The sequence below is a fragment of the Janthinobacterium violaceinigrum genome, from assembly GCF_009208555.1.
GTDB lineage: Bacteria > Pseudomonadota > Gammaproteobacteria > Burkholderiales > Burkholderiaceae_D > Janthinobacterium > Janthinobacterium violaceinigrum.
In genome coordinates, this window is record NZ_WFLI01000013.1 from 35,549 (window position 1) to 46,358 (window position 10,810).

Here is a 10,810-nt window from a genome sequence, read left to right on the forward strand (position 1 = left end):
TTCCTCTAATGTTCCGCCGTGACGGCGACACCGCCCGGCACGAAGCTGACCCGGCCATCGCGGTAACGCACCAGCACCACCACCTTGGCATCCTGCAATTGACCGTGCTGCACGGCAGGCAGATAGGTCCAGCGTTTCACGCTATCGAGCAGCACCTTGTTGAGCATGGGTTCCATCGGCAATTCCGCCGTCGCATGCGTCAGGCTGCCGTCGGCGGCAATGGTCAGGATCAAGCGGTTTTCGCCCGTCGCGTGCTTTGCATCGAGCACGCCATAGTCGACCGTCGTCATCGTCTCGCGCTGCACGCCGCCGACCTGGTCCCGCAGGGGCGGCATGGCCTGGAGTTTTTGCGCCAGCAGCGCGCCGTCGGCCAGCGTCTTGTCCCAGCGCTTCTGGTAGGCGCCCGGTTGCGTCAGGCGCAACACCCTGGCGGTCAGGTCCATGCGCTGCATCGTGCGCGCGACGCCATTGTCGGCCGGCTCGCCCGGGTCCGCCGGCAAGGCGTTCTGCACGGCATAGCGGTAAGCCGTCAGCCGCGCCAGCGCCACCAGATTGACGGCATCGCGCTCGTCGCCACCGCGCAGCTGTGCAGCCGCCGCGATGCCCAGCCAGGCCGTACCATCGGTCGGGCGCGCCCACACGGCTTGCTCGAAGTACTGGCGCGCCGCCTGCGGTTCGTTCAGGCTCAGGTGCATGCGGCCCATGGCCGCCGCCACCAGATGGTCGCGCGGGTTGGCTTGCAGCAGATCAAGATAACTGGCGACCAGCGCCGGCTCATAGCCGGGCACCCAGCCCAGGCCTTCCAGCAACGAGGCGCGCAGCTGCGCCTGCGTGCGGTCGCCGCCGTAGCCGGACTGCTTTTCTTCGCCGGCACGGTACAACAGTTGCAAGCCTCGCGTGACGGCATCGTCGTCGCCCTTGCTGATCGCTTGCGACAGGCTGCGCACGGCCTTGCGCGCATCGGACGGCTGGAAACCGGCCGTCCTGCGCGGACGCCAGGAAAATACTTCCAGGCCTGCCGCCTGGTCGGCTTGCGCCTGCAGGCTGGCCTTGTCCTTCACTGCATCGGGCGACGAGGTCCAGGCCGTAAAGCCGATCAGGAACAGCACGATCAGCACCACTACCACGCCCCAGCCCTTGCCGGAAATGCCGGCGCCAGTGTTGCCCGCCAAGGGGATGGAAACCGGCGCCTGCCCCGGCGCCGTGCGGCGCGCGCTGCGCTGCTGCGGCAACGATTGCTGCTGCAGCAGCGTCTGCTGCGCCTGCACCGACGCTTGCGCGGCAGCACCGATGACCTTGTCGCGCGCACAGGCGGCGCAGCCCAGGCCCGCAAAATGCTGGTGTTCGGGATGCACGGCACACACGACGAGCTTGCCTCCGCTGCGCTGCGCATAGCCGCGCAGCAGCTGCGCCCAGTCGGACGCCGACGGCCGCTGGGGTTTCGGCGACGGGGAAAACGCGCGGTCGAACATGGCGCGCAGCTCGGGCGGCATCAGCGCATGGCCGCTGGTGGCGTTCGGCGCCAGCTGCTTGTGGCGTTTTATGCCGTACGCATAGCAGCCGTCGCGGATGCGCCCGGGTATGTCGCTTGCCACTTGCGCATTGCCGGGCCGCCCGCTGTACGGGTGGATGCCGAAGTTGAGCAACTGGAAGATGACGACGGCCAGGGCAAAGCGGTCTTGCGCCATTTCCGTGCCCGCCGGCATGCCCTTGCGCTGGAATTCCGGCGCCAGGTAGTCGGCCGTAAATTGCTCGGCAGGAAAACGCTCCGCATGGCCCTGGATGCTGAAACCGTCGCAGTCGAGCATGGCGATGTACAGCGAGTCGCGGTAAAAGCGCAGGTTCACGGGCTTCAGATCGACCACGTAATGCTGCTGCTGGTGCAGCGCGTCGATGACGGCGGCCAGGTTGGCGGCCAGGGTCAGCTTGGGACCGAGTCCCGTGGGCAAGCCGGCCGCGCGCGCCTGCCGCTCCTGCATGATGTGTTCCAGCTCGGCCGTTTGCGCCATGTCCAGCAGGGGCATGACGAAGCCCGCGAATCCGCCCTGGCCGTCGAACACTGCCGCTTGCGGCCAGGCGATCTGCACGTAGCGCTTGCCGTTTTCCATTTGATCGGGTAACTCGGGCGACAGTTCCAGCATCGCTTCGAGCTTGCGCCGGTTGGCGGCCCGGTCCAGGTGCGGGTGGTACAGCTTGGCCACCTGTGCAGGCGCGTCAGGCAACAGGTACACGCTGCCAGCACCGCCGCTTTTAATCAGTTTGCCCAGGATCAGACTGCGGACTTTATCCAGCCAAATTTTTCCACCGGGACTCAGGCCCGGTGTCACACCCTGCTTCTGGCTCATGCGCGCAAGGCCAGCAGCAGGGTCTTGTCATCGCCCGTGATCTGGTGCGTGCGCGGGTCGGCCAGGGTGGACGCCAGCGCCGCATTGCCCAGCTCGATGCTGTCGACCGTGCGCAGATAGCCTTGCACGGCATCCATGAATGGCGCGTACAGGCCCCCATTGTTCTTGCTCATGGCAAAAGGCATGCAGCCGTCGGACATCAGCACGACGCCGCGCACGGACTGGGGAATCGGCAACAGCCGCAGCTGTTCGCGCCAGTGCTCGCCGCTGAGAAAATAGGTTTCATTGGCGTATTCGCCGTTGGCGGGCAGCGAGATCAATTCGCCGCCATCGCCCAGCTGCGCCACGCCCAGGCCATCGCCCAGGTGGAAAAAGAAGCCTGTGTCGGCTCCCATCACCACGCCGACGACCGTGGCAGCGTAGTCGTCGACGGTGGCGTCGGCCGCGCGGGCGATGTCGTCCAGCGCGGCGCGGATCTGCGCCAGGGTGGCCGCCAGCGCGCCGTCCTGTAAATCCTGCACGGTGGCGCCCTGCTCCAGCCGGCCGGCCAGCGCCTGCACGGTTTGCGTTGCGACAAACTGCGCGCCCTGCTCGCTGAGCCTGGCGGAACCGGCACCATCGCAGACGATGGCCAGCAAGACGTCGCCCACGACGGTGTGCGCATGCGCATCCTGGCAAGCGATGTCTTTATCCAGGTGCGCCTTGCCCGTGACGGAGGCGCCGAACACGCGCCAGGTATTCTGTACTGCAGTCATGGATCAGCGGGCTTTCACGTATTCACGACCGACCAGCCGTCCGTCGACGCCAGTTGCGCCTGCGCGCCGGGACGCGATTGCGACACCACTTGCATGCTGGCACTGAGCCACAGGAACAGCTCGCGGAATTGCAAGCCTTTCAGCTGCTTCACGCCCCGCTCGCCCCGGCTGGAAAAATGCCCCAAGGAATCGATATTCGCGTTGTCACCCACGGCGATGGGGAAGATCGCTACCTTGTTCGACTGTTCCGCCGCGCGCGCCTGCTCGGCGCCGTGCTGCCAGCGGTCCGTCGGCTCGCCGTCCGACATCAGGAACAGCCACGGCCGCGTGTACGCGACGCCTGCCTGGCGGAAGCGCTGCTTTTCCTGCTCGATTTCCGCCAGCGCCAGTTCCACGGCCGCGCCCGTCGGCGTGGTACCGTTCGCTTCCAACCGGGGCGCCGTGAAATCCATGGCGTCGCACCAGTTGCTGGCGACGACCGCTTCATCGTGGGCGCCGTATTGGATCACGAGGATGCGCACGCGCTTGGCAGCGATCACGTCGGATTTCAATTCCTGTTCCAGCAAGGCCAGGCCATCGTTGAGCAGCGAGACGGGTTCGCCATCCATGCTGCCGGAGCAGTCCAGCACGAGCACCAGCGGCGTGCGTTGTTCGGTATTGTCGACCAGGGCGACGTCGGGGATCATTATGGAAGTCATGTATTTTTGATAGAGTTGCGAAATAGCCTAGCCCCGAAGCTTACCCTATGGATATGTTTTCCATGCGTCCGATTGCTTCGGATTGCACCGGGCAGCATTAGAATGCGCATTTGTACGAGATTTAACCACCCACTACCGTTGCCATGAGCGCACTTGATAATGATCGCTATCGCGAGCCTGGAAGAGCTTGAAGAATTCCTTGGAGAAAAGCTGGACCAGTTCGAACCAGGGCTGCCAATAGCGCACCCAGGGATACGTCTGTCGCAAGCGTGCAAACATGTGCGGCGGGCAATCCTGGATGATCACCCTGCCGCCGTGCGCATCGCATGCCGGGTGATCGTGGAAGACCCTGGCATGCCCTTTGGAAAGCTCATCAAGAGTGGTTTCGCCAGAGCCTTGAAGCAACGGGTCCACCTCCTGTCCGAGATGCAACGACGTGGTTTGGCAGCGAAAACCTGTGCGTTGCTGGGACTCGAATTTTGTCCGCGAGAAACGGAAGACTATTGCAAGCTGATTAAAAAATTTGAACCATCCGAGCTGCTCCCGGGAATTCAGCAGGTTCACGCCAGCGATGAAAAATCCCGCACGCTCTTGCAACGCTTGATGAACGGAAGTCCGTAAGCTACATCGGCAATCTGCCATCAGCACCGCATTGCGGTGATGCGGTGTTTGTACTATCTTGAAAGATGCCCAGGCCAGATGGCAGCGACTAGCCCTTCCTCACAAAGGTAGTGTGGATCGCTGCGCCACACCGCCCTTACCCAGTTCCGCACCTGCATGCCTGCGGCACACTGATGTAATCAGGCAATGGGGGCAAGCATGGGGACAGTGGCAGCAACGGCGGACGTGGGCAAACTGATAGTCGCCCTGTACGGCGCAGCCTGCGGCGAAAACGACTGGCCGCAGCTCGACAGCGCAGGCCTGAACGGTGCGCAATGGCAGGAACTCTTGCCGCATCTGCAACGCGCGCGATGCCTGCAGCAGCGCCTGCGCGAGTCGCAACTGGCCAGCCACTGCGCGCTGGCGGCGCTCGACGCCATGGGCGCCGCCGTGCTGGTACTCGACGCCAGCCTCGGACTGCGCTTCGCCACCCCCGCCGGCCACGCCTTGCATGCAGCGCACTTGGCGTATGCCGCCCCGCCCGCCCTCGTGCGCGCCGTGCGCCTGGTGATCGCCAGCGCTGGCGGCGCAGCGCAATGCCAGTCGCTGCGCCTGACGCGCACGCAGCAGGCGCCGCTGGCGCTCACTGTCACCCCGCTTGCCGCTTGCCAGCCTCCATGCGCGCTGCTGATCGCCCGCGACCCCACGCAAACGAGCACGTCCATTCCTGCCTTGCGCCAGCTGTTTGACTTGACGCAAGCCGAAGCGCAAGTGGGCAAGGCCCTGGCGCAGGGTGCCACCATCGAGGAAATCGCCGCCCGCGGCGGCATCAGCGTCAACACCGTCAAGACCCATCTGCACCACACGTATTTGAAGACGGATACGCGGCGCCAGGGCGAGCTGATCGCCCTGATCCACGGCGCCACGGCGCACCTGGCCGTGCTCGACGCCTGAGGCCGTGTCATCCGATCGGATGATGCGCACGGCAACTCGCCTGCCTACACTGGCAAGACCGGCAGCCCGCGCCTTGCCCATGTACCAGCACCGCACGCGGACCAGCCGGTTCGATTTGCCTGGCACCCACATCAACATCGCCGCACCGGCAGCGGACGGCACCACAATTCAAGGATGGGCTGGAAAATGAAAACATGGATACTCGCCGGCACCCTGGGCGTCTGCGCCCTGCTGGCCAATGCGCAATCGCTCCCCGACAGCCAGACCGTCGTCATTCCAGGCGGGCGCCTGCAGACGATAGAACTGCCGGCACACCGATACTTCATGAGTGCCGAAACGTTTGGCCAGTTCCGCGGCGCCTATGAGCTCTCGAACGGCCAGGTGCTCTACCTGCGCAACGCGGGCAGCCTCGGCGCCATGATGTATGCGCGCATCGACGACCAGGAAGAGCACCGCATCATCGCCTCCGACAGCAACCGCTTCGTGGCGCTCGACCGGCAACTGGCCATGCGCATCGACCTGCGCGACAACGGTAGCGTGGGCGGCGAAGTGCAGATGCTGGTGCCGGCCGAAAAACTGGCCAGCGGCGACATCGTGCCCGCCCACGTGCAAAGCCTGAGCCTGGCATCGCGTTGATGCGGCAAGCCCCGTTCCCCATGGGTGGCAGCCATGAGCAAACAGTATTCTGTCCAACAGCAAAACGCGCTGGCCCTGGCCGCCATCAAGCAGACGGCGGCCTGGTGGCGCGCGCGCCCCGTGCCCGAGGCCTTGCGCCAGTGCGCGGCCAGCCACGGCGTGGCGCTCGACGCGGCCATCATGCTCGACCTGCAGCTGGCCTTCCCCGGCATGCCCGCCGTGTCCGGCAAGCTGCTGAGCGCCGATGGCCATTTCATCCATTTCGAGATGGACCTCGACGAGGCCCTGCACCCCTTGCCCGGCAGCGTGGCGTGGGACGACATCAGCGCCCGCTACGACCTGGCCGTCCACAAGCGGGGCACGGGCGTGGGTTACGGGGTGCTGTGCCAAAAAGTGCTGCAGGAATTGAATCGCGGCGCGTGCTAGCGGAACCGCCGTCCGCGCATGCTATGATCGGCGCCCCGATCATGAGACAAATGGCAACGCCACATGCAGCATCCATCCGGCGGCAAATCCCCATCCATGCTGCGCCGCGGCCTGCGCCTGCTGGCCTGGCCCTTGCTGGCCCTGGTCAGCGCCGCCTGCACCAGCACCACGCGCCATCCTGCCAGCGAGCCTACGCCAGTCGTCCTGCGCTTTACCTATGACGACGGCAAGCCGATGCGGCATGACGATTACCTGGCCCAGGCGCGCCAAGAAACGTATATCAAGCACTGCAGCAAAGTGGGCAGCACCCGTGTCTGCGATGTCGGCTCGGATCTACTCTTCATGGGTGGTGACGCCCCGCTGGACGCCAACGGCGAAGTGCGCGTGACCCTGCACTCGACCGGCCCCATCGGCAGCAATCCGACCAGTCTTTGCATCAAGGGCAAAGGCTACGTCTTTGATTCCGGCGACTGGAAACGCGGTCCCTTCAGCCCCGGCCAGGTGATCGAGATCCGCTACAGGATCAGCGAAGTGGACATGGCGTGCCCCTGGTCGTCAAGCACGCCGCCCTGGTGGGACAGGAGCTAGCCGCGCCGTGACTTCGGTTGAGGCCGCTTGCCCGGAATACAAGCAGCCAAGGCACGCCAGCGCACCATTTCCCGTCACTGCGGCCAGCGGGCCTTGGCGCGCGCCTTGATCTTGCTGGCGACTGCCGCCAGGTCCTCATACTTGCCATTGTCGACCCAGGTGGTGTACATGAAGCCATCGACGCCCGTCACGCCATCCGCTTCGGCCGCATCCAGGTTGTCGAGCCATTCGTCCGTCAGCGGCAAGTCGTCGTAATACAGGGCGATCACCTGCTTCAGGTTGCGGTCGTGGAAAAATTTCAACGAAGACTGCTGCAGCGGGATCGGCGGCGGGTCGACGTACACATTTCTCTGCGTCCAGTTGACGATGACGGTATTCGGGTGGATGCCATCGGCAGCCCCCAGCAGGCTGCCATTGACCATGAAATACTTGTCGATGGCATTCATGTTGGGATCGAACATGTCGTTCCACACATACAGTTCCACGCCCGGATTGACCTGCTTGACCATCGCCTGCATGGCCGTCATCGTACCGGCCAGGTAGGCGCCCGCGCTCGCGTACTGGCAGCTCGGGTCCCAGTTCATGATGCGCCATTCGTCATAATTGATGAAGAATTTCTGGCTGGTGGGATACAGCGCCTTGATTTTTTCATAGCCCTGCTTTTGCAAGGCCATGAATTGCGGCGGACATGCGCTGGCGGGCGAGGTCCAGACCGGCATCATGTTCTTCGCCTCCTGGTACCACGACACCAGCAAGTTGCTGCCATCGGGGATGGCGCTGGTGGCGGGAATGGCCAGCGATTCGGTGCCAGCCACGTAATCCTTGCCATTCACCGAGGAATACTCCACCGTGCCATCGGCCGAAGTGACGACTATCGGCAGCCCAGCGCGCGTGACCGTATGCGCGAGGCCGATTTCGCGGATCTGCATGTCGTCTACCCAGGCTTGGCCCGCCTCGTTATTCTTGGCATTGCTCCAGGCGCCAAGGTAGAAACGGATGCTGGTATTGGCGCCGGTATTGAAATCGAAGTTGTAGTTCGTCCAATCCTGGTCAGGCAATACCGTGTTCGGCAAGACGTTCCAGGCGCCATTCGTCGTACCCCGCCCCATCGGATACAAATTCAGGTACAGCGGCACCTTGACCGCATCGTCATAGATCTGCACCTTCAGCGGCGCCTTGTAGTTCGCCGTACGCAGCCAGAACGACACGCGGTAAGCCGTGTGCGGCTTCATATTGACAAACCGCCGGTGCAAGCGCGTTTGCGTCTTCATGCTGCCGTCAGGCAGCAGCACATTCGGCTGCGACAGCCGGATCGCGCCCTTGCCCGGCACATTGCCCGTCTTGAGGCGGTCGGTACCGCTATCGAAGCTGACCGTGCCGGGGTCCATCAAGTCCCATGGCCCATTGCCGTTGCTGAAATTGTCGTTGGCCAGCCAGCGCACGGCTGGTACCGCCCGCCCCTGGCTGACGACAAACGGCGTCTTTTCCACGGAAAGCGCTTCCGACAGTTCCGGCTGCAATTGCGCAGGGATGTGCGGATGGCCGCCCATCGGTATCAGTTCGATGCCTTTATCCAGCGCCAATTGCTTGATGGCCGCCAGATTGCCGGCAAAATCGGGCGAATCGCGCGAGTCGGAAATATATGAGTCTTCGCCGCCGATATTGACGACGATGCCGTTATAGCCCAGCGCTGCCGCGTTGACGATCAGCGCCGACAGCTTGTTGAAGTCCGCGTTCGCAGTCTTTTTACCCCAGGCAATACCGCCATAAAAATAGATCCAGCGTTTGCTAAAGCAATTCGTCACGCAGGCGGGCGCCAGCTGCACCGTCACTTGCTGCGACACGCTGGCCCCGCCACCCTGGCACGTCACCGTATAGCTGGTGGCCGCCTGCAGCGCCGGCGGCGTGTACGCCCCCGTCAGGGGCAGCGACGGCGACGGCGACCACGATGAAGCGCACGATTCGGCACCCAAGGCATCCCAGGCAATCGAGGTGCTCGTTCCCTTGGCCACCACCTCCGGGCTGGCGGACAGGTGCACAGTGGGCGCCGCGATGGCCAGCCCTGTCAGGCAAGTGCCCATGAGTACGGCGATACGGCTAAAAGCGAGCTGGCGCATGGCATTCCTTATCAAAGTGGAATTTTTATTTTAATAAGTTTTTGCATTTTTGGCAATTCCGTCTCGAATAAGACGAACGCATGCAGCGCAGTTGCGCTGCCGCCGTCACCGGCCCCACAGCGTGCGTTCCCGGTTTCTGTGCCGGGCTGGCCATACACTGCGCGCCAGCCAAAACACCACAAATCCCCCATCACAGGAAAATTAATTTATTTGCAGTTGAAAAATAAGTAATCCCATGGCAGCATGGAATTACATTTTCTTTATTGCAAGGTTGTGATGGACAAGCAATTGATGTTGATTTGCGCACTGACGTTCATCATCCACATCATCGGCACCCTCGCCTATTCCGTGCGCATCGCCGGCATCCGCACGCGGCGCATCGCCGTGTCCCTGGCCCTGCTCAGCATACTCATGCTGCTGTCGCGCACCTCGAATTCCTTCCTGGGACCATTCCTCGCCAAGCGCGTGGAAACCGGCATAGACCAGCACGTCACCGCCAGCACCCTGCTGCTGGACTTCCGCTGGCTGCTGTTCTCCGCCAGCCTGGCGACCTTGCTGGGCGCGATACTGATCCCCACCTTCCAGCGCGCCTTCTGCCGCGCCGTTGAGCACTTCCAGGTGCACAGGTCGGTGCCGAAACTGCTGCTGCACGCCGTCTTCAAGGGCGGCCTGTCCTACCTCAGGACTTCCGCCAGCCTGCCCAAGCCCGCCAACGTCACGGGCCTGCGCGAAAAATCCGGCGTCTCCGTCTCCATGACAGCCATGAAACGTCATCGCCACGGCCCTGTGGACGGTGGGCGCATCTTTGTCCACCTTACACCGCGGCCTTGTACGCGGGCGTGCTGGACCCCAGCGTGCGCGTCACCTCCAGCACCCTGTCCTCCATCATCAACGGCGGCGCCACCATCATGATGGCCGTCTTCATCGACCCGCACATGTCGGGCATGACGGACGACGTCATCGAGGGCAAGATCGAAGAATCGCAATTCCGGCGTGCGGTGGTGTGGCTGGTGGGAAGCCGGCTGGCGGGAACGCTGATTGCGCAGTTTTTGCTGGTGCCGTCGGCGGTGGTGATTGTGGGGGTGGCGAAAAGACTCTAATTTTCCTTGGACCATATTCATGGCAGGGCCTCCAAATTAAAAAATATGAAGTCCCACCACATAAATATATAAGATAATTTTCGAGTTAAACCAGAGGGAGAAATTTAAGCCCCTCTCTCCTCATGAATTTTAAATATAGAATCAGCCAATCTCGACCCAGTCGAAACCAATTTCGACAAAACTCTTAGCTGTTCAATATTGGCAGTTTGATCCGTTTTATTTGGATAATTTATTGAATGATCAATCTCCCCCCAAACCTCCTCAAACAGTGTCCGCACTTGCACCTCGCAACAAGTCCCATCCAGCCTGTTGGCTGGCGCAATCAAAAAATGAACACTTGTATAATATGATGGCTTCACAGAAGTTTTAGATTACACTGAGGATCCGCATCAATGATTAATACTTTATTACCTAACTCACTTAAGGAGTGAGCTAAATGATATGTTAATGTGGTTTTACCCACCCCACCTTTATTGTTAAAAACAGAGAGAATTTTCATTTTTTAAATTACAAAATAGGCACATTTGTCGAAATGAAACCATATATCAAATTCTCAAAAAAATCAAATTTATATTAAAATTTGAATATCAA

The 10,810-nt window shown here is 61.9% G+C and carries 11 protein-coding genes and 1 pseudogene; 6 read left to right on the forward strand and 6 right to left on the reverse strand.

The genetic code is table 11. The annotated features are described in order from the left end of the window. Positions 1 to 5: 5 nt before the first annotated feature. The 3 genes from GCN75_RS13215 to GCN75_RS13225 are packed head-to-tail and all read right to left on the reverse strand — an operon-like array spanning position 6 to position 3,798. Positions 6 to 2,345 (reverse strand): hypothetical protein, encoded by a 2,340-nt coding sequence (locus GCN75_RS13215; protein WP_152282935.1) that lies wholly within the window; start codon positions 2,343 to 2,345, stop codon positions 6 to 8. Then, entirely contained in the window at positions 2,342 to 3,100 is a 759-nt protein-coding gene (locus GCN75_RS13220) for a PP2C family serine/threonine-protein phosphatase (RefSeq protein ID WP_152282936.1), read from the reverse strand. The genes GCN75_RS13215 and GCN75_RS13220 overlap by 4 nt, the downstream gene beginning before the upstream one ends. A 14-nt stretch (positions 3,101 to 3,114) precedes the next feature. Beyond that, the gene (locus GCN75_RS13225) at positions 3,115 to 3,798 is read right to left on the reverse strand and encodes a vWA domain-containing protein (protein ID WP_152282937.1); all 684 of its coding nucleotides are present in this window, start codon (positions 3,796 to 3,798) and stop codon (positions 3,115 to 3,117) included. Between the two features lie 159 nt (positions 3,799 to 3,957). Between GCN75_RS13225 and GCN75_RS13230 the strand changes: the two genes are divergently transcribed. The 5 genes from GCN75_RS13230 to GCN75_RS13250 all read left to right on the forward strand — a co-directional run bounded on the left by GCN75_RS13230 (position 3,958) and on the right by GCN75_RS13250 (position 7,002). Next, positions 3,958 to 4,419 carry a hypothetical protein gene (locus GCN75_RS13230; protein WP_152282938.1) on the forward strand — a complete coding sequence of 154 codons (462 nt, stop codon included), beginning with the start codon at positions 3,958 to 3,960 and terminating at the stop codon, positions 4,417 to 4,419. Between the two features lie 198 nt (positions 4,420 to 4,617). Continuing rightward, entirely contained in the window at positions 4,618 to 5,352 is a 735-nt protein-coding gene (locus tag GCN75_RS13235; protein WP_193317493.1) for a helix-turn-helix transcriptional regulator, read from the forward strand. A gap of 186 nt (positions 5,353 to 5,538) precedes the next feature. Then, the gene (locus GCN75_RS13240; protein WP_152282940.1) at positions 5,539 to 5,988 is read left to right on the forward strand and encodes a hypothetical protein; all 450 of its coding nucleotides are present in this window, start codon (positions 5,539 to 5,541) and stop codon (positions 5,986 to 5,988) included. A 33-nt stretch (positions 5,989 to 6,021) separates the two neighbouring features. Then, positions 6,022 to 6,414 (forward strand): hypothetical protein, encoded by a 393-nt coding sequence (locus GCN75_RS13245; protein ID WP_152282941.1) that lies wholly within the window; start codon positions 6,022 to 6,024, stop codon positions 6,412 to 6,414. Positions 6,415 to 6,477: 63 nt separating this feature from the next. Beyond that, positions 6,478 to 7,002 (forward strand): hypothetical protein, encoded by a 525-nt coding sequence (locus GCN75_RS13250; protein WP_152282942.1) that lies wholly within the window; start codon positions 6,478 to 6,480, stop codon positions 7,000 to 7,002. Between the two features lie 74 nt (positions 7,003 to 7,076). On the opposite strand, the gene GCN75_RS13255 is transcribed toward GCN75_RS13250, so the two are convergent. Further along, entirely contained in the window at positions 7,077 to 9,119 is a 2,043-nt protein-coding gene (locus GCN75_RS13255; RefSeq protein ID WP_152282943.1) for a carbohydrate binding domain-containing protein, read from the reverse strand. Positions 9,120 to 9,395: 276 nt separating this feature from the next. On the opposite strand from GCN75_RS13255, the pseudogene GCN75_RS13260 reads away from it, so the two are divergent. Further along, positions 9,396 to 10,219 (forward strand): annotated as a pseudogene (locus GCN75_RS13260) (lipid II flippase Amj family protein). 104 nt (positions 10,220 to 10,323) lie between these two features. Here GCN75_RS13260 and GCN75_RS29955 read toward each other — a convergent pair. Next, on the reverse strand, positions 10,324 to 10,578 hold the full coding sequence (locus GCN75_RS29955; protein WP_152282944.1) for a nucleotidyltransferase family protein: 255 nt from the start codon (positions 10,576 to 10,578) through the stop codon (positions 10,324 to 10,326). Next, on the reverse strand, positions 10,575 to 10,718 hold the full coding sequence (locus tag GCN75_RS13270) for a ParA family protein (RefSeq protein WP_226941362.1): 144 nt from the start codon (positions 10,716 to 10,718) through the stop codon (positions 10,575 to 10,577). Before GCN75_RS13270 ends, GCN75_RS29955 begins: the two co-directional genes overlap by 4 nt. Between the last annotated feature and the right edge of the window lie 92 nt (positions 10,719 to 10,810).

What these genes read in the sequence shown, in the direction of transcription:
- GCN75_RS13215 (WP_152282935.1), bottom strand. Translation starts at nt 2,345, where the DNA reads ATGAGCCAGAAGCAGGGTGTGACACCGGGCCTGAGTCCCGGTGGAAAA.
- GCN75_RS13220 (WP_152282936.1), bottom strand. Translation starts at nt 3,100, where the DNA reads ATGACTGCAGTACAGAATACCTGGCGCGTGTTCGGCGCCTCCGTCACG.
- GCN75_RS13225 (WP_152282937.1), bottom strand. Translation starts at nt 3,798, where the DNA reads ATGACTTCCATAATGATCCCCGACGTCGCCCTGGTCGACAATACCGAA.
- GCN75_RS13230 (WP_152282938.1), top strand. Translation starts at nt 3,958, where the DNA reads ATGATCGCTATCGCGAGCCTGGAAGAGCTTGAAGAATTCCTTGGAGAA.
- GCN75_RS13235 (WP_193317493.1), top strand. Translation starts at nt 4,618, where the DNA reads ATGGGGACAGTGGCAGCAACGGCGGACGTGGGCAAACTGATAGTCGCC.
- GCN75_RS13240 (WP_152282940.1), top strand. Translation starts at nt 5,539, where the DNA reads ATGAAAACATGGATACTCGCCGGCACCCTGGGCGTCTGCGCCCTGCTG.
- GCN75_RS13245 (WP_152282941.1), top strand. Translation starts at nt 6,022, where the DNA reads ATGAGCAAACAGTATTCTGTCCAACAGCAAAACGCGCTGGCCCTGGCC.
- GCN75_RS13250 (WP_152282942.1), top strand. Translation starts at nt 6,478, where the DNA reads ATGCAGCATCCATCCGGCGGCAAATCCCCATCCATGCTGCGCCGCGGC.
- GCN75_RS13255 (WP_152282943.1), bottom strand. Translation starts at nt 9,119, where the DNA reads ATGCGCCAGCTCGCTTTTAGCCGTATCGCCGTACTCATGGGCACTTGC.
- GCN75_RS13270 (WP_226941362.1), bottom strand. Translation starts at nt 10,718, where the DNA reads ATGAAAATTCTCTCTGTTTTTAACAATAAAGGTGGGGTGGGTAAAACC.